General features: G+C 65.1%; 20 protein-coding genes, 1 tRNA gene and 1 other RNA gene. 8 read left to right on the top strand and 14 right to left on the bottom strand.

Features of this window, described 5'->3' with window-relative positions; all coding sequences use genetic code 11:
• The first annotated feature begins 24 nt into the window (after positions 1-24).
• The 5 genes from ffh to gloA are packed head-to-tail and all read left to right on the top strand — an operon-like array spanning position 25 to position 4,142.
• On the top strand, positions 25-1,395 hold the full coding sequence (gene ffh, locus LQF09_RS14595) for a signal recognition particle protein (protein ID WP_002924663.1): 1,371 nt from the start codon (positions 25-27) through the stop codon (positions 1,393-1,395).
• 11 nt (positions 1,396-1,406) lie between these two features.
• A complete protein-coding gene (locus LQF09_RS14590) occupies positions 1,407-2,192 on the top strand; it encodes an EI24 domain-containing protein (protein ID WP_002924661.1) in 786 nt (261 codons plus the stop codon).
• Positions 2,189-2,938, top strand: coding sequence for a competence/damage-inducible protein A (locus LQF09_RS14585; protein ID WP_002924659.1), 750 nt, complete (start codon positions 2,189-2,191; stop codon positions 2,936-2,938). The genes LQF09_RS14590 and LQF09_RS14585 overlap by 4 nt, the downstream gene beginning before the upstream one ends.
• Before the next feature lie 8 nt (positions 2,939-2,946).
• Positions 2,947-3,726: a M48 family metallopeptidase gene (locus tag LQF09_RS14580; RefSeq protein ID WP_002924657.1), complete on the top strand. Its 780-nt coding sequence runs from the start codon at positions 2,947-2,949 to the stop codon at positions 3,724-3,726.
• Between the two features lie 29 nt (positions 3,727-3,755).
• On the top strand, positions 3,756-4,142 hold the full coding sequence (gene gloA, locus LQF09_RS14575; protein WP_002924655.1) for a lactoylglutathione lyase: 387 nt from the start codon (positions 3,756-3,758) through the stop codon (positions 4,140-4,142).
• Positions 4,143-4,173: 31 nt separating this feature from the next.
• On the opposite strand, the gene LQF09_RS14570 is transcribed toward gloA, so the two are convergent.
• The gene (locus tag LQF09_RS14570; RefSeq protein ID WP_002942966.1) at positions 4,174-5,253 is read right to left on the bottom strand and encodes an HD domain-containing phosphohydrolase; all 1,080 of its coding nucleotides are present in this window, start codon (positions 5,251-5,253) and stop codon (positions 4,174-4,176) included.
• Between the two features lie 86 nt (positions 5,254-5,339).
• Entirely contained in the window at positions 5,340-6,584 is a 1,245-nt protein-coding gene (locus LQF09_RS14565; RefSeq protein WP_270068298.1) for a nitronate monooxygenase, read from the bottom strand.
• A 180-nt stretch (positions 6,585-6,764) separates the two neighbouring features.
• Here LQF09_RS14565 and ssrA point away from each other — a divergent pair.
• Positions 6,765-7,092: a transfer-messenger RNA gene (gene ssrA, locus LQF09_RS14560) on the top strand.
• Positions 7,093-7,303: 211 nt separating this feature from the next.
• Here the strand turns inward: ssrA and LQF09_RS14555 are convergent.
• The 4 genes from LQF09_RS14555 to rpsU all read right to left on the bottom strand — a co-directional run bounded on the left by LQF09_RS14555 (position 7,304) and on the right by rpsU (position 11,659).
• A tRNA-Ile gene (locus LQF09_RS14555) sits at positions 7,304-7,382 on the bottom strand.
• Between the two features lie 16 nt (positions 7,383-7,398).
• Positions 7,399-9,396, bottom strand: coding sequence for an RNA polymerase sigma factor RpoD (rpoD, locus tag LQF09_RS14550; RefSeq protein ID WP_002924650.1), 1,998 nt, complete (start codon positions 9,394-9,396; stop codon positions 7,399-7,401).
• Between the two features lie 48 nt (positions 9,397-9,444).
• A complete protein-coding gene (gene dnaG, locus LQF09_RS14545) occupies positions 9,445-11,310 on the bottom strand; it encodes a DNA primase (RefSeq protein WP_002924648.1) in 1,866 nt (621 codons plus the stop codon).
• Positions 11,311-11,446: 136 nt separating this feature from the next.
• Entirely contained in the window at positions 11,447-11,659 is a 213-nt protein-coding gene (rpsU, locus tag LQF09_RS14540) for a 30S ribosomal protein S21 (protein WP_002924646.1), read from the bottom strand.
• 135 nt (positions 11,660-11,794) lie between these two features.
• On the opposite strand from rpsU, the gene tsaD reads away from it, so the two are divergent.
• A complete protein-coding gene (tsaD, locus tag LQF09_RS14535) occupies positions 11,795-12,829 on the top strand; it encodes a tRNA (adenosine(37)-N6)-threonylcarbamoyltransferase complex transferase subunit TsaD (protein WP_002924643.1) in 1,035 nt (344 codons plus the stop codon).
• A 29-nt stretch (positions 12,830-12,858) separates the two neighbouring features.
• On the opposite strand, the gene plsY is transcribed toward tsaD, so the two are convergent.
• Positions 12,859-13,470, bottom strand: coding sequence for a glycerol-3-phosphate 1-O-acyltransferase PlsY (plsY, locus tag LQF09_RS14530; RefSeq protein ID WP_198291757.1), 612 nt, complete (start codon positions 13,468-13,470; stop codon positions 12,859-12,861).
• 151 nt (positions 13,471-13,621) lie between these two features.
• Here plsY and LQF09_RS14525 point away from each other — a divergent pair, with 151 nt between their 5' ends.
• Positions 13,622-13,996, top strand: coding sequence for a dihydroneopterin aldolase (locus tag LQF09_RS14525; RefSeq protein WP_002924639.1), 375 nt, complete (start codon positions 13,622-13,624; stop codon positions 13,994-13,996).
• Positions 13,997-14,213: 217 nt separating this feature from the next.
• Here LQF09_RS14525 and LQF09_RS14520 read toward each other — a convergent pair whose 3' ends face one another.
• The 7 genes from LQF09_RS14520 to LQF09_RS14490 form a co-directional block, all read right to left on the bottom strand.
• Positions 14,214-14,576 (bottom strand): H-NS histone family protein, encoded by a 363-nt coding sequence (locus LQF09_RS14520; RefSeq protein WP_002924637.1) that lies wholly within the window; start codon positions 14,574-14,576, stop codon positions 14,214-14,216.
• A 196-nt stretch (positions 14,577-14,772) separates the two neighbouring features.
• Positions 14,773-15,261 carry a Cys-tRNA(Pro) deacylase gene (gene ybaK, locus LQF09_RS14515; RefSeq protein ID WP_002924635.1) on the bottom strand — a complete coding sequence of 163 codons (489 nt, stop codon included), beginning with the start codon at positions 15,259-15,261 and terminating at the stop codon, positions 14,773-14,775.
• A 75-nt stretch (positions 15,262-15,336) separates the two neighbouring features.
• On the bottom strand, positions 15,337-16,266 hold the full coding sequence (xerD, locus tag LQF09_RS14510) for a site-specific tyrosine recombinase XerD (RefSeq protein WP_002924631.1): 930 nt from the start codon (positions 16,264-16,266) through the stop codon (positions 15,337-15,339).
• Positions 16,263-16,769, bottom strand: a complete 507-nt coding sequence (locus tag LQF09_RS14505; RefSeq protein ID WP_002924629.1) for a methylated-DNA--[protein]-cysteine S-methyltransferase — start codon at positions 16,767-16,769, stop codon at positions 16,263-16,265. The genes xerD and LQF09_RS14505 overlap by 4 nt, the downstream gene beginning before the upstream one ends.
• Positions 16,770-16,801: 32 nt before the next feature.
• Positions 16,802-18,079, bottom strand: a complete 1,278-nt coding sequence (locus LQF09_RS14500; protein WP_002924622.1) for a glutamate-5-semialdehyde dehydrogenase — start codon at positions 18,077-18,079, stop codon at positions 16,802-16,804.
• A gap of 99 nt (positions 18,080-18,178) precedes the next feature.
• A complete protein-coding gene (gene holA, locus LQF09_RS14495) occupies positions 18,179-19,189 on the bottom strand; it encodes a DNA polymerase III subunit delta (protein WP_002924619.1) in 1,011 nt (336 codons plus the stop codon).
• Positions 19,190-19,214: 25 nt separating this feature from the next.
• Positions 19,215-19,775, bottom strand: a complete 561-nt coding sequence (locus LQF09_RS14490) for an LPS-assembly lipoprotein LptE (protein WP_002924617.1) — start codon at positions 19,773-19,775, stop codon at positions 19,215-19,217.
• Between the last annotated feature and the right edge of the window lies 1 nt (position 19,776).

Here is a 19,776-nt window from a genome sequence, read left to right as displayed (position 1 = left end):
CACGCGCCCAAGGCCTGCCCCAGAATGCTCGACAATCTCACTCAACGCCTGTCCAAAGTCGTCAAGACGCTGCGCGGCCAGGCCCGCCTGACCGAAGACAACATCCAGGACGCGATGCGCGAGGTGCGCATGGCCCTGCTCGAGGCCGACGTCGCACTTCCCGTGGTCAAGGATTTCGTCGCCCGCGTCAAGGAAAAGGCCGTCGGCCAGGAGGTCGTCGGTTCGCTGACGCCCGGCCAGGCGCTGGTGGGCGTGGTCCACGACGAACTGAAGGCGCTGATGGGCGGGGCCCACGAGGGCCTGAACCTGTCGACCCAGCCGCCGGCCGTGGTGCTGATGGCCGGCCTGCAGGGCGCAGGCAAGACCACAACCACCGGCAAGCTTGCCAAGCTGTTGCACGAAGAGCACAAGAAGAAGGTGCTGGTGGTGTCGGCGGACGTCTATCGACCGGCGGCCATCGAGCAGCTGAAGACCGTGGCCGCGCAGGCCGGCGTGGGCTTCTTCCCGTCTTCGGCCGAGCAGAAGCCGGTGGATATTGCGCTTGCCGCGCTCGATCACGCGCGCAAGCACCACATGGACGTCCTCCTCGTCGACACCGCGGGCCGGCTGGCGGTCGATGAGGCGATGATGGCCGAGATCAAGGCCTTGCATGCGGCGGTGACGCCGATCGAGACCTTGTTCGTGGTCGACGCCATGCTGGGCCAGGATGCTGTCAATACTGCGCGTGCCTTCAACGAGGCCTTGCCCCTTACCGGCGTCGTGCTCACCAAGCTCGATGGCGATTCGCGCGGCGGTGCAGCCCTGTCGGTGCGCCACGTCACCGGCAAGCCGCTTAAGTTCGCTGGTGTCGGCGAGAAGCTTTCCGGGCTCGAGCCCTTCCACCCCGACCGTATGGCCAGCCGTATCCTCGGCATGGGCGACATTCTCGGGCTGGTCGAGGAAGCCCGGCGCGGGGTCGACGAAGAAAAGGCCCGTGCTTTCGCGCAAAAGCTCAAGACCGGGAAGGGCTTCGACCTCAACGACTTCAAGGAGCAGATCGCCCAGATGCGCAAGATGGGTGGCCTGGCTTCGATGATGGACAAGCTGCCCGCGCAGTTTGCGGCGGCCGCCGACAAGCTTCAGGGCGGGGCAGAGGAAAAGGCGATCAGCCGCATCGAAGGCATCATCAACTCGATGACGCCGCTCGAACGCAGCAAGCCCGAACTGCTCAAGGCCAGCCGCAAGCGTCGTATCGCCGCGGGTGCGGGTGTGACGGTGCAGGAGGTCAACCGCCTGCTCAACCAGTTCGAACAGACGCAGAAGGTGATGAAGCAGTTCTCCAAGGGCGGCATGGGCAAGATGATGCGAGCCATGAAGGGCATGATGCCCGGCGGCTTCCCGGGGCTGCCGCGCTGAGTGGAGGAGCCATGAAGGACATCGTGCTTGCCTTCGGCCGCGCTGGCCGCAGCCTGCTGAGGCGGGACATCTTCTGGCACCTGGTATGGCCGGGCGTGCTGGCGACGGTGCTGTGGTCCGTACTTGCGGTGCTGCTGTGGACGCCGGTTACCGAGGGCGTGTTCGGCTGGGTCAGCGGCTGGGCCTTCGTCGGTAGCTGGCTGTCGGCATCCGAGGCAGCGGCGGCGGTGATGCTGGTGCTGATCAAGTTTGCGGTTGCGCTGCTCCTCGTACCCCTGATTTACGTGACAGCGGCACTGCTGGTGGCCACGATTGCGCTGCCGCTGATGCTCGAGCGCATCGGCCGCAGCGACTATGCGGACATCGAGCTGCGTCGTGGCGGCTCGAACCTTGGCAGCGCCTGGAACTCGATCGTCGCCGGGGTGCTCTTTCTCGTGGCCTTGATCGTCTCCTTGCCGTTCTGGCTGATCCCCGGTGTCGGCCTGCTCGCCTCGGTGGTGCTGACCGGCTGGCTCAACCAGCGTGCGTTTGGCTACGACGCTCTCATGCTGCATGCCGATCGCGACGAGATGCAGCGCCTGCGCACCGACTGGCGGCCGCAGATGCTGCTGGTGGGCGGCGGCAGTGCGCTGCTGGCCTATGTGCCGGTGATCAACTTGGTGGCGCCGGCCTTTGCCGGCCTTGCCTTTGTCCATTACATGCTGGAAACCCTGCGTAAGCATCGGCTGCAGCACGGCGTGACCGTGCTCGATGCCGAGCCAGGTGCTCGGGGATCCGGTTCGCGGGAGCTGTCATGAACTTTGGCGCACTCATCATCGGTGACGAGATCCTGTCGGGGCGCCGCAGCGACAAGCACCTCGCCAAGCTCATCGAACTGCTCGGCGCGCGCGGGCTCAAGCTGTCGTGGGCACGTTACGCGGGAGATGACCTCGATCGCCTTGTCGACACCCTGCGCCAGACCTTCGCCACCGGCGATGTGGTTTTCAGCTTCGGTGGCATCGGCGCCACGCCAGACGACCGCACGCGTGAGGCCGCCGCTGCGGCGCTCGGGCTGGATCTCGCCCTCCATCCCGAGGCAGAGCGCGAGATTCGCGCCCGCTTCGGTGACGAGATCACCGCCGAGCGTCTGCAGATGGGTGTGTACCCCGTGGGAAGCGACATCATCCCCAACAGCTTCAACCGTATTCCCGGGTTCTCGATCCGCCGCCATTACTTCGCCCCGGGCTTTCCGGTGATGGCCTGGCCGATGGTCGAGTGGGTGCTGGACACGCACTATGGCCACCTGCATCACGCCGAGGACTATGTCGAGGCGGCCGTCACCGTGTGGGATGCCTATGAGGGCCAGCTCATCGGCCTGATGCGCAGGATCACCGCGGACTTCCCCGATGCGACGCTGTTCAGCCTGCCGACGATCGCCTCGGAGGGTCAGCGGCGATCGATCGAGCTCGGCATGAAGGGCACGGCGGCACGCGTGGCCGAGGCGATGGCCTGCATCAGGGCCGATCTCGATGCGCGTGGCGTGGAGTGGGAAGACAAGGCTTGAGCGGGGCATTGGCGGCGGTCGCGGCGCCTTCGTCGCAGCACCAGGCCTACCACCTGGTCATCGATGGCACACCGGTGGCCCTCGTGCTGCGACGTTCCGCGCGACGTTCGATGGCGCTGCAGGTCGACCACCGTGGTGCGCGTGTTGCCGTACCATTGCAGATGCCCCTGGGCGAGGTCGAGCGCTTCGTGCGCGGCCATGGCCGCTGGTTGCTCGACCGGCTGCGGGCGCATGCCGGTGCACCAGCCCAAGTGCGCATCGAGATCGCAGACGGGGTGCAACTTCCCGTCCTCGGCAAGCCGCTGACCTTGCGGCTCGTGGCGGGGCGGGGCGTGCGCTGGCGTGTGGGCGAGGACGGTGGCGAGGAGCTTTTGCTGCCGGCCGCCTGCAGCAGTGCCCAGAAGGCACTTCTGCGCGCCCTTCAGGCACGGGCGCTGGGCTGGTATCGTGCCCGTGTCGAGGAGTACTGCCTGAGGCTCGGCCGCGCCGTGCCCGCGGTGCGACTGTCCAATGCGCGCACGCGCTGGGGGAGCTGTAGCCAGCGCTCCGGCATCCGCCTGCATTGGCGACTGATACACCTCGTCCCCGAGCTGATCGACTATGTGGTCGCCCACGAGGTGGCTCACCTGGCCGAGATGAACCATTCGCCGCGCTTCTGGGCGGTCGTCGAACGGCTGTATCCGGACTGGCGCGAGGCGCGTGCCGCATTGCGGCGGGCCGCGGCGACCTTGCCCGTCATCGGTCCTGAGGCGCCGGCGGTGGGGGTGCCGCTCATGCAGGAAGACTGAACCCAACCCAAGCACAAGGACAACAAACCATGCGAATCCTTCACACCATGCTGCGCGTCGGCGATCTCGATCGCTCCCTTGCCTTCTACACCGAAGTGCTCGGCATGCGCTTGCTGCGCCGACAGGACTACCCGGACGGAAAGTTCACGCTCGCCTTCGTCGGCTATCAGGACGAAATGGACGGCGCGGTGCTCGAGCTGACGCACAACTGGGGCGTAGACCGCTACGAGCTCGGCAACGCCTATGGCCACATCGCGCTCGAGGTCGAAGATGCGCGCAAGGCCTGTGAGGACATTCGTGCGCGCGGCGGCAAGGTGGTTCGCGAGGCAGGGCCGATGAAGCATGGCACGACGGTCATCGCCTTCGTCGAGGATCCGGACGGCTACAAGGTCGAGCTGATCGAGCGCCGCAGCTGAGAGTGAGTGACTCTTGCGGGCCCGCTGGGGGTCAGGCAACCGCCGCGCTTTCGTGCTCGTCCTGGAAGCGCTGGCGGATGAGCTGGACTTCGTCCCATGACTGCAGGAAGACGTCGACGCAATTGGGGTCGAAATGGCTGCCGCGACCCTCGCGCAACAGGCCGATCGCTCGTGCGAGCGGCCATGCGGGCTTGTAGGGGCGTTCCGAGGTGAGTGCGTCGAACACGTCGGCCACCGCGACGATGCGCCCTTCGAGGGGGATGCTGTCGCCTGCAAGGCCTCGCGGGTAGCCGCTGCCGTCGAACTTCTCGTGGTGAGTGAGCGCGATGGTGGCGCCCAGGCGCAAGATGCTGGAGGACGACTCCTTGAGAATGTCGTAGCCGATCTGCGGGTGGCGTTTCATGACTTCGAATTCATCGGTAGTCAGCCGCCCCGGCTTGAGCAGGATCGTGTCGGGGATACCCAATTTGCCGACGTCGTGCATCGGTGCTGCCATCAGCAGGTCCTGGGCAAAGGCGTGGCCGTGCCCAAGGCGCTCGGCAATGAGCGCTGAGTAGTGCGACATGCGCTGGATGTGGGCGCCGGTTTCGGGGTCGCGGAACTCGGCGGCGCGTGACAGGCGGGTGATCGTCTCGCGTTCGCGGTCTACGATTTCGGCAGTGGCTTTGCGCACCTCCTCTGCCAGGGTCTCGGCGCGCTGGCGGGTGGCAAGATGCGCCTCGCGCAACTTGAGCATGTTGCGCACACGAGGCTCGAACTCGTGCCCGTCGATCGGCTTGGTGAGAAAGTCGTTGGCGCCGCATTCGAGCGCTTCGTAGCGCACGCTGCGCTCGTGGCTGGCGGTGACCATCAGGATCGGCAGGTCGTCGGCGCGGCGGTTGGCGCGGATGCGGCGGATGAATTCCACGCCGTCCATCGCCGGCATCATGTAGTCGACGATGATCAGGTCGGCCTCGTTCTCGAGGCACCAGGTCAGCGCCTCGATGGGGCGCTCGAAGGTGTGGGCCTGCGTGCCCGGCAGACGGTCGACGAGCTTGCCCATCAACACAAGGTTGAGCGGCGTGTCGTCGACGACGACGACTTTCATCGGAGCGGATTCGCGACTGTCCATGGTGGCAGTATTGGTCTCCACAGCCGTCCTGCCGAGGAATTAGTTCGCACCGCGGGCATCGTCAAGGCGACTGCCCGCGCGTACGCTCAGTCCGGCAGCGCGACCCTGTTGTCAGTGCTGTAGAGATAGTCGTTGAAGACGTGCTCGGCACTGAGCAGGCGGTAGTCTCCATTGTCGTCCAGCGAGGACGTGTCCTTGAGCCTGTAGGTGTAATGACCACAGGTCCAGCAGTCGAAGTTGCGCATGTGGGTGCACAGACAGGTCTTGTCGAACACCTTGACCTTCTTCGCGTCCGGGTGAGCAGCCACCTCGCGGTTGTAGGCCTCGATGTACTGGCAGTTGCCGCTGGAGTCGAGCAGGTAGCCGTAAGCCTCACAGTTGGGGCGGATACCGGAGCCGATTGCCGGACTACTCTTGAGCATCCGCATCGGATAGCCGGTGGGCGAGATCTGGTTCACCTCGATCTCGTCTTCCTTGGCCTTGAAGTAGTCCTGCTTGACCTCGTCGGGCAGGCCGCACTCCTTGGTTACGGTGAAGCGGGTCGCGACCTGGACCGCGCTCGCTCCGGCTTCGAGGAAATTCACTGCGTCCGTGCCAGTGAAGATGCCGCCGGCTGGGATCAGCGGGATGTCGAGCTGCTGTTCGCGCAGCCAGTCGGTGATCTCGGCGACGATGGCAGCAAGGTCGTATTGCGCCCAGTCCATGCCAAAACCGAGGTGGCCGCCGGCGAGCGGCCCCTCGACCACTACGTAGTCGGGCATGCGGCCAGTGCGTGCGCTCTTCTTCAGGAACAGCTGCAGCGCGCGCAGCGAGCTGACGATGATGCCGAGCTTGACGTCCTTGAAGCGGGGATGGTCCTCGATCAGCGCAAAGGACCCCAGGTGCAGGCCCGCCGCCAGGGTGATGCCGTCGATGCCGTGGTCCATGGCCGTGCGCAGGCGCACCCGGAGGGTGTCCTTGGGCGCGTTCATGGTCAGCTTCTCCATGCAGTTGATGAACACCATGCCAGGTCCGCGCTTGCGTTCCATGGTGCGCGCGACATGGGTGGCGGTGGCTTCGGCAATCAGGCCAAGATCGAACTGCACCACCGACTTGTCGGCGTTGGCAACGTTGAACTTGTACTGCTGCAGCTTGTTCTTGACGTACTTGGTGTTGTAACGACGATCGGACACGGTCGGGAGCATCGCGTCCGAAATATGACCGACGCCACCTAGCCGGGCTGTTTCGAGCGCGAGGTCGGCGGTGGAAATGTCCACGCCCATGCCGCCCACCATGATCGGTACCAGTTCATCGGCGCCCAGTCGCAGGCGAAAGTCATCTACGCGCTTCATCGAATCGTGTCCGCTTTGTCGGAAGTCCGCCATTATCGCTCTTCCCGGCCTCCGGGCCCAGCGTTGCGTGAGGCTTCCGATGCGCGACGTAGCGGCGGTTTGGCCGCGAGCCCGTGTTTCCCGCGTCCGCCGTGCTGCGGGCGGGGTGTGGCATCCGCTTACAAAAGCGTGAGGCATTGAGCGGGCTCAGGCATTGAATGCGTGAGCCGAACTGCGTACCATCACGGTCATGGTTGTAATCCCGGCAATCTGGAGGCGTTCTGGACAGGGGTTCGATTCCCCTCACCTCCACCCAAGGGCATTCGGGAGTGCGTTTGGGTGGGGGTGTACTGGTTTCGACAGGGCGGGCAAAGGTGAGCAGGCAACCCGAGAGGCGACGGACGTAATCCGCGCAAATCCATAAACGCCAACGATGAGCGTTTCGCACTGGCCGCTTAAGGTCTATGCCGAGGCTGCTTGAGCCTTGTTACCAAAGAAAAGCCGGTGGGGACTTCGGTCCCCATCGTCACGTCTACGACACGGCTTTTCGCGTCGGCGCCGACCGGTGTGTCGACGCCTTCGACATCACGGCCCTTCGTGTCGATTATTCGCGGTTACGACGACAGGTCTGTGCGCTGGCATTGCGAACGGGCGCACTTGCCCTGCGCGCGAACGAGGCAATGGTGCGCCGAAAAGCAAAACGCCAGCCCCGAAGGGCTGGCGTAAGTGCTTGATGCGATTGGTGGGCCCCCTGGGAGTCGAACCCAGCACCAACGGATTATGAGTCCGCTGCTCTAACCAGGCATGAGCTAGAGGCCCGGTGCTACTGGAACCTCTACGCGTCGCTGTCGAGGAAGCTGCGCAGCTTCTCCGAGCGGCTCGGGTGACGCAGCTTGCGCAGCGCCTTGGCTTCGATCTGGCGGATGCGTTCGCGGGTGACGTCGAACTGCTTGCCGACTTCTTCCAGCGTGTGGTCGGTGTTCATCTCGATGCCGAAGCGCATGCGCAGCACCTTGGCTTCGCGCTGGGTCAGCGAGTCGAGCACCTCGCAGGTGGCGTCGCGCAAGCCGGAGTACATCGCTGCTTCGGCCGGGGCAAGGGTAGCCGTGTCCTCGATGAAGTCACCCAGGTGGGAGTCATCGTCGTCGCCGATCGGCGTCTCCATGGAGATCGGCTCCTTGGAGATCTTCATGATCTTGCGGATCTTCTCCTCGGGCATCTCCATCTTCTCGGCCAGCGTCGCCGGATCCGGTTCCTGCCCGGTTTCCTGCAGGATCTGGCGGCTGATGCGGTTCATCTTGTTGATCGTCTCGATCATGTGCACCGGGATGCGGATGGTGCGTGCCTGGTCGGCGATCGAGCGCGTGATGGCCTGGCGGATCCACCACGTCGCATAAGTCGAGAACTTGTAGCCGCGGCGGTATTCGAACTTGTCCACCGCCTTCATCAGGCCGATGTTGCCTTCCTGGATCAGGTCGAGGAACTGCAGGCCGCGGTTGGTGTACTTTTTGGCGATCGAGATCACCAGGCGCAGGTTGGCCTCGGTCATCTCGCGCTTGGCGCGGCGCATCTTGGCTTCGCCGGTGGACATCTGGCGGTTGATGTCCTTCAACTCCTTGAGCGGAATGCCGATCCGGTCCTGCAGGTCGATGAGCTTCTGCTGCTCCTCGAGCACCGCCGGGTGGATTCGCATCAGGCCTTCGGCGTAGTTCTTGCCGGAGGCAATCTCGTCCTTGAGCCAGTCGAGGTTCACTTCCTGGCCGGGGAAGACCTTGATGAAGTGCTGGCGCGGCATGCCGGCGCGGTCGACGCACAATTGCAGGATCTGGCGTTCGTGGCTGCGCACCTGCTCGACCATGTGGCGGACCGAATCGCACAGCTTTTCGATGGCCTTGGCGGTGAAGCGGATGTTGAGCAGTTCGTCCGAGATCTGCTGCTTGAGCTCGAGGTAGGCCTTGTCCTGCGAGTCCTTCTTGTCGAGGACCGTCATCTTGCGGGCATACAGTTCGCGGATGACGTCGAAGCGGGCGAGCGCATCGTTCTTGAGCTGGAGCAGCGAGGCGGCGTTGGCGCGCTCGGCGCTGTCGGCATCGTCTTCCTCGTCCTCGCTGTCGTCGGCGCCATCCTCGTCTTCGCTGTCTTCGTCCTCCTCCTCGGCGCTGGCTGCGGCGTCGTCGTCCGCGCCTTCTTCGCTGCTGGCGTTGGGGTCGATCAGACCGTCGACGAGTTCATCGATCTTGGCTTCATCGCGCGCGATGCGGTCGACGATCTCGAGCATCTCGGCGATCGTGGTGGGGCAGGCGGAGATGGCCTGCACCATGTGCTTGAGGCCGTCCTCGATGCGCTTGGCGATCTCGATTTCGCCCTCGCGGGTGAGCAGCTCGACCGTGCCCATCTCGCGCATGTACATGCGCACCGGGTCGGTGGTGCGGCCGAACTCGGAGTCGACCGACGACAGTGCCTGCTCGGCCTCCTCTTCGGCGACGTCCTCGTCGACGTTGGTCGCGACGCTGTCCGACATGAGCAGGTCTTCCGCGGCCGGAGCCTCGTCGTAGACCTGGATGCCCATGTTGTTGAACGTGGCGATGATGCCTTCGATTTGCTCGGCGTCGGCGACGTCGTCGGGCAGGTGGTCGCTGATCTCGGCGTAGGTGAGGTAGCCACGTTCCTTGCCGAGCGTGATCAGGGTCTTCAGGCGCGTGCGCCGCACCTCCGCATCCAACGGGGTGGCTGCGGGGCTTTCGACGACCGGTGATGCCTTGTCCTTCGCCTTCGAGGGGCGGCCCTTCGTGGCGCCGTCCTTGCGCGGATCCTTGGCTTTTTCGCGTGCCATAGCACTCCTCAGGTGAGGGTGTAAGAAAATGAGAAACCCGAAATTGTACTATAAATCTGAGACTTTGCCGCTGCTGGCGAGGTTCCGTTTCTCGATCAGCAGTTCGCCGAGCCGGTGGCGTCCGGCGGCGTCCAGGCCGGATTCACGATCTCTTTGTAGCAGGGCGGCGATCTCATTGCCGACGCTGTCGGCGTGCAGCTTGCGCAATGCGTCCTCGAAAAGCGTCTCGACCACGGCTTCGTCAAATTCGGATTCGACGAGTTCCGCCGCGACGCGGGAGAGGGTTTCGGCGTGCGGAGTGTCGCGGAAGCGCTCTATCAGGGCGCCCAGGCCGCCCGCGGGGATGGGTTCGCCCAGGCTCAGCATGTCGATGATGGCGATCAGTGCAAGGCCTTCGGGGCTGCTGTCGGGTACCAGGCTCACGGGCAGGCGAGCGGCCCAGGTCGGGTGCTGCAGGACCAGGCGCAGCAGCGTTCCCGTCGTCGACGGCGGCTTGCGGCGGCCGTGCGGTCGCGAACGCTGGGTGGGCTGCGGGCTGCGGCGCGGGCGCGGCGGTGCAGCGCTCGGCTCGTCAGGCGAGGTGGTGGTCGATGCCTTGGGGGGTGCGTCGGGTGTGGCGCGTCGGCGCGGCGTGCGCGCCGCCAGTTCGCTCAGCGCCAGTTCGACCTCGGCTTGGGTCAGTCCGCTTGTTTCCGCCACCGACTTCACGACCTGCAGGCGTAGCAGCGGGGCTCCGATCCGGTTCACCAGCGGGGCGGACTCGTGCACGAAGGCGGCCCGCCCCTCGGCGGTGTCGAGTGGGTGGCGGCCGGCAAGCTCCTGGATCAGGAAACTTGCCAGTGGCGTGGCCGCGGTCGCAGCGGTGCGGAAGCTGTCTGCGCCATGGGCGCGCACGAAGGAGTCCGGGTCGTGCTCGGCTGGCAGGAACAGGAAGGCAAGGGTGGCGTCGTCGCGCAGTGATTCGAGCGCGTTCTCCAATGCACGCCAGGCTGCACGACGGCCTGCGGCGTCGCCATCGAAGCAGAATACGACCCGGTCGGTCTGGCGGAGCAGGGTGTGGATGTGCTGCGGCGTGGTTGCCGTACCAAGCGTGGCGACCGCGTTCTCGATGCCGTACTGGGCCAGGGCGACGACGTCCATGTAGCCCTCGACCACCACGGCGAAGCCAGTGTCGCGGATGGCCTTTTGTGCGAGGAAGAAGCCGTAGAGTTCGCGGCCCTTCTCGAACAGCGGCGTTTCCGGCGAGTTCAGGTACTTGGGCTCGCCCTTGTCGAGCACGCGCCCGCCAAATGCGATGATGCGCCCACGGCGGTCGTGGATCGGGAAGATGATGCGACCGCGAAAGCGGTCATATCGCCGTCCCTGGTCGTTGTCGATGACGAGTCCGGCATCGGCAAGGGTCTTGGCGTCGTAGTCGGGGAAGATCTTCTGCAGTGCCTGCCATTCGTCGGGTGCGTAGCCCAGCCCGAAGCGTGCGGCAACCTCGCCCGACAGGCCTCGGCGCTTCAGGTAGTCGACCGCGTTGCGCGCAGGCTTGAGCTGGTCGCGGTAGAAACGTGCGGCCAGTGCTACGGCTTCGTACAGGCGCTCGCTGGCGTCGTCATGGGTGTTAGCGTTGCGACCGTCGTCGGGTACCTGCAGACCAACCTGGCTGGCGAGCTCCTTGACTGCATCGACGAAGCCGAGCCCGCTGTATTCCATCAGGAAGCCGATGGCGCTGCCGTGCACGCCGCAGCCGAAACAGTGATAGAACTGCTTGGAGGGGCTGACCGAGAACGAGGCGGACTTTTCGCCGTGAAAAGGGCAGCAGGCGAAGTAGTTCGCGCCGCTCTTCTTGAGCGGCAGGTAGCGCTCGATGACGTCGACGATGTCGATGCGAGACAGCAGTTCCTGGACGAAGGACTGGGGGATCATCGAGCGTAGGCGTCTGTCCGTGCAGGCCTGGCCGCGTGGCCGTGTCGCGACGGACGTGAAAAAGCACTACGCCGGGCGAGGATCGGACGATCTTCGGCCGGCGTGCATGCAACCCGCAGGGCGGGTGCGAGACGAATCAGTACAGCTTCGGCGGCAGCGTCTGGCTGCGCAGGCGCTTGTGATTGCGCTTCACTGCGGCGGCCAGCTTGCGCTTGCGCTCGGCGGTGGGCTTCTCGTAGAACTCGCGCGAGCGCAGTTCGGTCAGCACACCGGTCTTCTCGATGGTGCGCTTGAAGCGGCGGATCGCAACTTCAAACGGCTCGTTTTCCTTGACGCGGATACCGGGCATTGCGGACTTCCTTGGGTGTCTGGTGGGCAGAAAGACCGCGAATATAACTGACTCGGGACGTTGTCGCAAGGGGCATTTTTCGATCGGCTGTCGACTGCGGTTAGAATGCCGGCCTGGAACCCTGAGGTGCAAGACATGAAAGTGCTCGGTATCGAGACCTCCTGCGACGAGACCGGTGTGGCGATCTACGACACCGAGGCGGGCCTGCTGTCGCATTGCCTGCACTCGCAGATCGACCTTCACGCGGCCTATGGTGGCGTCGTGCCCGAGCTCGCCTCGCGCGATCACATCCGGCGCTTGCCCTTGCTGATGAAGGAGGCCGTGAGGCAGGCCGGGCTGGGGCTCGGTGATATCGACGCCGTGGCTTATACCGCAGGGCCCGGATTGGCCGGGGCGCTGCTGGTCGGTGCCAGCGTGGCGGAGTCGTTTGCGCTTGCGCGCGGGATTCCCGCCTTGCCTGTGCATCACCTCGAAGGGCATCTGTTGTCGCCGCTGTTGTCGGCCGATCCGCCGGCCTTTCCATTCGTCGCTCTGCTGGTGTCGGGCGGGCATACCCAGCTCATGCGCGTGCGCGGGGTGGGTGACTACGCCTTGCTGGGGGAGTCGGTCGATGACGCCGCGGGCGAGGCCTTCGACAAGACTGCAAAATTGCTTGGTCTGGGCTATCCGGGCGGGCCGCAGCTTGCCGCGCTCGCAGCGCAGGGGCAGTCAGGGCGTTTTCGTTTGCCGCGTCCGATGCTGCATTCGGGCGATCTGGATTTCAGCTTCAGCGGATTGAAGACGGCCGTGCTCAATGTCGTCCAGGGGGCTGACTGGCAGCCGGCTTACATGGCGGATCTGGCTGCCGACTTCCAGTTGGCTGTGGTGGAGGTCCTGTGCGCGAAGTCGATCGCAGCGCTCAAGAAGGTCGGACTCAAGACGCTGGTCGTGGCTGGTGGGGTCGGTGCCAACCGTTGCCTGCGTGAGACGCTCGACGCCGCGCTCGCCCGGCGCGGCGGGCGGGTTCATTACCCCGAGCCGGCGCTATGTACCGACAATGGCGCGATGATTGCGTTTGCCGGTGCGATGCGCCTGGCTGCGGGTGAGCGTGGGGCGGTTGCCCGCGCGGTGAAGATTCGTCCGCGCTGGCCGTTGGTCGAACTGGCGCCGCCGAATATGTCTGCCGCCTGAGTAGGGGCTTGCGGTTGCGGCAATGGTGTTCAGTTTGCGTTGCCCGCGTCCTTTTTTTTGCCGCCGATGCGGCCTTCGGTACCCGCGCGCAGGCGGGCGATGTTTTCCTTGTGACGCCAGATGAGCATCGCCGACATTGCCGCCAGTACCCCCGTCGCCATGCCTGGTCCGACGAAATGCAGGCTGGCCAGCGGCGCCGCGATTGCGGCCGCGAGTGCCGCGGCCGAGGAGTAGCGCGTCGTGTAGGCGATCATCAGCCAGATGATGGCACTGAAGATGGCAATCCGGGCGTCAACGCCGGCCAGTACGCCGAGCGCAGTGGCGACGCCTTTGCCGCCATTGAAGCGCAGGAAGATCGTGAACACATGGCCGAGAAAGGCCGCGAGCCCGGCAAGGGCAGCTTCGCCCGGCTCAAAGCCAAGCCGCATCGCCAGCCATACCGCAAACCAGCCTTTAAGGCTGTCTCCGAGCAGCGTCAGTGCGGCCGCAGCCTTGTTGCCGCTGCGTAGCACGTTGGTGGCTCCTGGATTGCCCGAGCCATACTGGCGAGGATCCTGCAGGCCGAATAGCTTGCTGGTGACGATGGCAAACGGGATCGAACCGAGCAGGTAGGCTGCGACGATCAGCAACAGGAGCGACATCATGATTCCTCGGATGGGCGACGACAGGGCGCCCGCCTTGGTGGGGGCGGATGAGCGCCGCGTGGGCGCTTCGGGGCGGCAAATGCGATGCGGTCCGGCCGTCCGACATGGGGGCAGGCTAGAATTGCAGGGATTCTAAACGGGAAGCAGCATGGATTTCATCTTCATCGAAGAGTTGCGCGTCAAGGCCTGGGTCGGGATCTACGAGCGCGAGAAGACAGGGCCTCAGGTTGTCGAGCTCAATCTTACTTTCGGCGTTCCGGAGGCCGCGACAGCGCATGATGACATTGCCGACACGATTGATTATGCGGTTGTCACTGCCCGTATCCGGCAGGAGCTCGCGGAGCGTCATTTCAATCTTATTGAGAGCCTCGGTGAGTTCATCGTGAATCTGCTGTTCGACGAGTTTCGCGCTCCTTGGGTCAAGCTCAAACTGGCCAAGATCGGGGTGATGAAGGACGTGAGGCGCGTCGGGGTGTTCATTCAGCGCAGCCGCGATGGCGTCGTCGTGCCGCCGACCGCCTGAATCCTCAGCAATGCCCTGATTCGCCGCTGTGCGGCAATGGCGTCATTGCATGGCGGCTATTGAAGGGCGCTGTTGATGGCGCCCGGATATGAGCGCTGAGTGAACGCAGTGCATGGCCTGCGTGAAAATGCCGTAATGGCCTGGACGTGTTGACCAGGCGATCACGGCATTCTTCAGATTGACGCTTGCGGCCTGTGCCGCTTGAGCTGGAGAAGCGTCAGGCGGCGAGTTCTTCAAGCGGCTTGCCTTGGGCGATCCAGTCAAGGGCCCATTGCGGCTTGCGCCCGCGCCCGCTCCACCCTTGTTCCGGGTTGGCAGGATTGCGGTACTTGACCACGGGAGCTGGCTTGGCCTTCTTGGCCGTGCCGCGTGCCGCGCGCTTGGCTGCCGGTTTGGTTTCGGCGGCGGGGGCAGGAGCAGCTTCGAGCAGATCACCCAGCGTCAGACCTTCGTCTGCTGCCATTTTCTGCATGCGCTTGAGCAAGGTGCGGCGCGTCGTATCGCTGCGGCGACGGATTTCGGCCTCGATCTTTGCTTGGAGTTTGCGCAGCTCGGGCAGGGTGTAGGTGGATAGGTCCATGAGGTCTCCGGGTATGTTCAATGGTGAATCGAGGCCCTTGAATTGAGCGCTGAGAAATACTGGCGCTCAGTTCTGGCTGTGCTTCATTGAGTGATTCACGTGCAATTCGAATTGTGCCATTTACCGAAGCGAATTGAAATTGCCAACATGGGATTGCTTGAGGGATTTCACAACGTGGTCGACTGGGTCAATCCGCTCAGTTTGCAACCTGCACCAGCACCGGCTTGAGCACGCGCAACAGGTCGTGCGGATGAATGCCAACGAGGAAGCCGCGGCGTCCGCCATTGATATAGACGAGCGGTAGATCGAGAATGGTGCGTTCCATGTAAATGGGCATTGTCTTGCGAGTACCGAACGGCGACGTGCCGCCGACGAGAAAACCCGTGTGTCGGTTGGCGGTTTCGGGTTTGCAGGTTTCGACATGCTTGCATGGAATCTGGCGCGCGAGTTCCTTGGTGGATACCTTGCGATCGCCATGCATCAGTACGATCAGCGGTTGGGCGTTTTCATCCTCCATGACGAGGGTTTTCACCACTGCATGTTCGCTCACATTGAGTTCACGCGAGGATACGGCGGTCCCGCCGTGCTCTTCGTATTCGTAAAGGTGGCTCGAGAATGCGATGCCGTGCTGGCGCAGGAACCGGGTTGCCGGCGTCTCGGGTGCGCGGGTGTCTGGTTTATGCATGGTCGGACTCGTCTGCTCGGGATCGGGTTGCAAATATTTGCGCTGTTACCCTGATTGTATTCCGCCGCGCCTTGCTCAGGCACGTGGGTGATGTTTTGAATGCAATTGCTTCAGGCGCTCCCGTGCGACGTGTGTGTAGATCTGCGTCGTCGAAATGTCGGCGTGCCCGAGCAATAGCTGCACCACACGCAGGTCGGCGCCGTGGTTGAGCAGGTGCGTTGCGAAGGCATGGCGTAGGGTATGCGGTGAGATTCGCTCGCTGGGAATGCCTGCATGCACGGCGTACTGCTTGATGATTCGCCAGAACATCTGGCGCGTCATTCCGCTACCGAGGCGTGTCACGAAGACCTCGTCGCAACTGCGTCCGGCAAGAAGTGCTGGCCGTGCTTCGAGCAGGTAGCGCCGGAGCCAGTCTGCGGCAAGCTCGCCCATCGGCACCAGGCGTTCCTTGCTGCCCTTGCCCATGATGCGCAGCACGCCGTCATTGAGGCCGACTGCGAAGACCTTGAGTCCAACCAGTTCCGACACGCGCAGGCCCGCAGCGTAGAGCACCTCGAGCATGCAGCGGTCGCGCACACCCTGCGGATTGCCGTCGTCGGGCGCCGCAAGCAGGGCTTCAACCTGGGCTTCGCTCAAGGTCCGTGGAAAGCGTTCGGCGGCCAGTGGCGAGTCGAGCAGCAGGGTGGGATCCTCGGCGATCTCCCGGTTGATGAGCAGCATCCGGTAATAGCGCCGGCAGGATGCCAGCAGCCTGCGTTGGCTGGCAGGGCGGGCGCCACGGCTGAACTCGCCGATGTAGGCGGTGAGTTCGGGCGGGCCGGCTGCGGGAAGGCGCTGGCCACGGACTTCGAGCCAGGCGGCGAAGCGAGCGAGGTCGCTGCGATAACCGGCAAGCGTGTTGGCGGCAAGGCCGTGTTCGAGCCACAGCGCGTCGACGAAGCGGTCGAGTTCGCGTCGGTGCTCGGGCAGCAGGCCGGCTTCCACCGCCGGTGTGCGCCCGCTCACCGGGCGCCTTCGAATGCGAGCAGCCAGCGTTTGACGTCGAGCAGCCAGCCGCCGCGGGCGTTTGCGAATCCACCCAGCCCGGTGGCCGAGGTCACACGGTGACAGGGCACGACGAGTGGGAAGGGGTTGGCGCCGCAGGCTTGGCCGACGGCCCGCGGGGCGCTGCCGAGGCGGGCGGCAAGCTCACCATAGCTGCGGGTCTGGCCGCGTGGGATCGCGCTGATCTCTGCCCATACGCGGCGGCGAAAGGGCGTCCCATGGTCGGCCAGGGGGACCGGGAAGGGGAGCTCGGGGTCGTCGATCCAGGCCCGTAGCGCGTGTGCTGCGGCGCCTGCGATCGCTGTTCGTGGCGTCACGAGGGCGGTGCCGGGCGGCAGGAACACCAGTTCGCGCACGGCGCCGTCATCACAGCGGATGCCGAAGGGGCCGAAGGGCAGGGCGATGACGGCATCCAGGTCGGCGGCAAGGTCCTGCGCCCCCGCCTCGAACGTGTGCTTCACCATTGTCCCTGCGTGTCCGGCCACGGCGCAGCTGCTCAGCGCCGGATCTCGCCGTTGCCGAATACGATCCACTTCTGGCTTGTCAGGCCCTCGAGACCTACCGGGCCGCGGGCGTGGATCTTGTCGGTGGAGATGCCGATCTCCGCACCCAGCCCGTACTCGAAGCCATCGGCGAAGCGCGTGGAGGCATTGACCATCACGGACGACGAGTCCACCTCGCGCAGGAAGCGCATTGCGTGGCTGTAGTTCTCGGTGACGATGGCCTCGGTATGGCCGGAGCTGTAGGTATTGATGTGGGCGATCGCCGCCTCCAGTCCGTCGACCACCTTCACCGCGATGATCGGGGCGAGGTATTCCTCGCGCCAGTCGGCTTCGGTGGCGGCGACGAGCTTGCCGGCATCGACGCCCGCTTCCGTCAGCAGGGCGAGCGACTCGGCGCAGCAGCGCATCTCGACGCCCTTGGCTGCGAGCATGCGGCCGATTTCCGGCAGGTAGATGTCGGCGACGTCGCGCGCGACGAGCAGGGACTCGGCGGTATTGCAGGTGCCGTAGCGCTGGGTCTTGGCGTTTTCCACGATCGGCACGACCTTCGCGGGGTCGGCCTCGTCGTCGATATAGACGTGGCAGTTGCCGTCGAGGTGCTTGATCACCGGCACGCGGGCGTCCCTGGCAATGCGCTCGATCAGGCCTTTGCCGCCGCGCGGAACGATCACGTCGACGAACTCGGGCATCGCGATGAGCGCGCCCACAGCCTCACGGTCGGTGGTTTCCACCACCTGTACCGCGTGCTCGGGCAGGCCGGCCTGGATGAGGCCCGCACGCACGCAGGCTGCGATGGCGCGGTTGGCGTTGATAGCTTCCTTGCCGCCACGCAGGATCGCCGCGTTGCCCGACTTCAGGCACAGCGCAGCAGCGTCCGCGGTGACGTTGGGGCGGGCCTCGTAGATGATGCCGATGACGCCCAGGGGGACCCGCATCTTGCCGAGTTGGATGCCCGAGGGGCGACGCTTGATGTCGGTCATCTCGCCCACCGGGTCGGCCAGGGCAGCGACCTGCTCGAGGCCGACTGCCATGGCTTCGACGCCCTTGTCGTTCAGGGTCAGGCGATCGATCAGTGCCGGCTCCAGACCCGCGACGCGTGCCTCGGCGAGGTCTTGTGCGTTGGCGGCCAGGAGTTCGGCGCGACGGGCGCGGATCTCGGTGGCCATCGCCAGCAGGGCGGCGTTCTTGGCTTCAGTGGAGGCGGCGGCGAGCACGCGCGAAGCGGCGCGGGCCTGGCGGCCCAGAGTCTGCATGTAGTGCTGGATATCCATTTGGGGCTCTTCGTCGGCGATGGTTGCGGCAATGTCGGTTGCCGCAGGGCAAGCGCGCATTAAAGCACCGAATGGCGCGCGCATGAACCCCGGCGGGACTCAGTGTCGACCCGCGAGGCGCAGTGCAAGCTGGAGGAATTCGTCCCACACGTCGCCGCTGGCGAGGCCCTTGATCATGCGGTCGATACGAGCGGCATGCATCAGCGCAGCGCGCAGCCCACCCTGGCTGAGGCGACCCAGCGCCCGGCCCAGGGCCTGCTGGCGGCGTGGTTCGAAGATGCGCTCGGCCTTGAATACGGCGGGCAGCGCCTGGCCGGTGTCGCGTGCGGCGCACAGGCTGGCGAGGGTGCGCGTCTCGTTGGCGAGTGCCCACAGCACCAGCGGCGCTGCGGCGCCTTCGCCCTTGAGCCCTTCGAGCAGCCGGGCGCAGCGTGCCGGATCACCCTCGACCACTGCCAGACGCAGCTTGTCGATGTCGTAGCGGGCGACGTTCAGCACCGCGTCCTGCACTTGCTCCAGGCTCAAGCTGCCTGCACCGTGCAGCAGACCGAGCTTGAGGATCTCCTGATGGGCCGCGAGCAAGTTGCCTTCGACATGCTCTGCAATGAAGGCCAGCGCCTCGGGGGTTGCCGACTGCTGCTGCGCAGCGAGCCGGCGGCCGACCCATTCGGGCAGGCGTTCGCGCTCGGGGGCGTTGAGCTCCAGCGTGGCTGCCGATTCGGAGAGGGCCTTGAACCAGGCCGTCTTGCGTGTCGCCCAGTCGACTTCGGGCAGGGTGATCAGGGTAAGGGTTTGTGCGGGCAGATCGGCCACGTAGCGCTGCAGGGCGTCGCCACCCTCGCGCCCCGGCTTGCCGGTAGGAATGCGCAGGTCGATCAGCTTGGCGCCCCCGAACAGCGACATGTTGCCGGCGGCAAGGGTCAGCGCATCCCACTTGAAGCCCTGGCCGACAACGAGTGTTTCGCGCTCGTCGTAGCCTTGCGTGCGCGCCGCGGCGCGGATCGCATCGGCGGCTTCGATGACCAGAAGGGGCTCGTTGCCGTGCAGCAGCCAGAGCGGCGCGAGCGGCTTGGCGAGACTGGCGGCGAGCTGGTCGGGCCGGATGTTCACGCGCGACGCGCCTCGTTCGGGCGCTTCAGCCTGCCGGGTTGGCGGCAGCCAGGCGGCGCATGAGCTGCTGCAGGAGGTCGGCCTGCATGTCCCGATAAAGCAGCGCCTCCTCCTGCTCCTTGCCCAGGGCCTGCGAGTCGTCGAACGTGTATTCGCGGCGCGCCGACAGGGTTGTCGGCGGTACCAGGCTGCGGCCTTCGCGGTCGATCATCTGGAAGCGCAGGCTTTGCGTGAGCTGGTATTCACGGACCTTGCCGGCCCCGGTCAGGCTGAGGATCTCGCGGCCGCGGTTGTTTGCAAGGATCTGCAGCCGCGCCGACGCCTGTTCGGCGTCGTCTACGACGGTGGTGGTGCCGGTCGTGGCGATGAGGCGACGCAACTGGGCGCCAAGCTCGGTTTGCGCCGGCGCATTGACATGCAGCGTCGACACGCCGAGCGCTTGAGGGCCACGCAAGCGGAATCCGCAGCCGGATGCTGCAAGTGCGACGATGCCGCAGGCGCCCAGCAGCAGACTGCGGCGCTTGTGCGCGCAGTGCTGGGCGTTCGCCTGAGGGGCAGTGGCTGCTGCTGGGCGGCGGATCTGCATG

It is taken from the genome of Thauera sp. WB-2, from assembly GCF_027594845.1.
GTDB classification, from domain to species: Bacteria; Pseudomonadota; Gammaproteobacteria; order Burkholderiales; family Rhodocyclaceae; genus Thauera; species Thauera mechernichensis.
Note: the sequence above shows the minus strand (reverse complement) of the source record. Positions and strands in the feature narration are given on the sequence as shown.

Excerpts from the sequence above, each read along its gene's own strand:
- LQF09_RS14520 (WP_002924637.1), bottom strand. The coding sequence starts at position 14,576 with ATGGACCTATCCACCTACACCCTGCCCGAGCTGCGCAAACTCCAAGCA.
- LQF09_RS14565 (WP_270068298.1), bottom strand. The coding sequence starts at position 6,584 with ATGAAGCGCGTAGATGACTTTCGCCTGCGACTGGGCGCCGATGAACTG.
- LQF09_RS14500 (WP_002924622.1), bottom strand. The coding sequence starts at position 18,079 with ATGGATATCCAGCACTACATGCAGACTCTGGGCCGCCAGGCCCGCGCC.
- LQF09_RS14525 (WP_002924639.1), top strand. The coding sequence starts at position 13,622 with ATGGATTTCATCTTCATCGAAGAGTTGCGCGTCAAGGCCTGGGTCGGG.
- LQF09_RS14590 (WP_002924661.1), top strand. The coding sequence starts at position 1,407 with ATGAAGGACATCGTGCTTGCCTTCGGCCGCGCTGGCCGCAGCCTGCTG.
- plsY (WP_198291757.1), bottom strand. The coding sequence starts at position 13,470 with ATGTCGCTCCTGTTGCTGATCGTCGCAGCCTACCTGCTCGGTTCGATC.
- ffh (WP_002924663.1), top strand. The coding sequence starts at position 25 with ATGCTCGACAATCTCACTCAACGCCTGTCCAAAGTCGTCAAGACGCTG.
- dnaG (WP_002924648.1), bottom strand. The coding sequence starts at position 11,310 with ATGATCCCCCAGTCCTTCGTCCAGGAACTGCTGTCTCGCATCGACATC.
- ybaK (WP_002924635.1), bottom strand. The coding sequence starts at position 15,261 with ATGCATAAACCAGACACCCGCGCACCCGAGACGCCGGCAACCCGGTTC.
- gloA (WP_002924655.1), top strand. The coding sequence starts at position 3,756 with ATGCGAATCCTTCACACCATGCTGCGCGTCGGCGATCTCGATCGCTCC.
- LQF09_RS14585 (WP_002924659.1), top strand. The coding sequence starts at position 2,189 with ATGAACTTTGGCGCACTCATCATCGGTGACGAGATCCTGTCGGGGCGC.
- rpoD (WP_002924650.1), bottom strand. The coding sequence starts at position 9,396 with ATGGCACGCGAAAAAGCCAAGGATCCGCGCAAGGACGGCGCCACGAAG.
- LQF09_RS14570 (WP_002942966.1), bottom strand. The coding sequence starts at position 5,253 with ATGGACAGTCGCGAATCCGCTCCGATGAAAGTCGTCGTCGTCGACGAC.
- LQF09_RS14490 (WP_002924617.1), bottom strand. The coding sequence starts at position 19,775 with ATGCAGATCCGCCGCCCAGCAGCAGCCACTGCCCCTCAGGCGAACGCC.
- LQF09_RS14505 (WP_002924629.1), bottom strand. The coding sequence starts at position 16,769 with ATGGTGAAGCACACGTTCGAGGCGGGGGCGCAGGACCTTGCCGCCGAC.
- rpsU (WP_002924646.1), bottom strand. The coding sequence starts at position 11,659 with ATGCCCGGTATCCGCGTCAAGGAAAACGAGCCGTTTGAAGTTGCGATC.
- tsaD (WP_002924643.1), top strand. The coding sequence starts at position 11,795 with ATGAAAGTGCTCGGTATCGAGACCTCCTGCGACGAGACCGGTGTGGCG.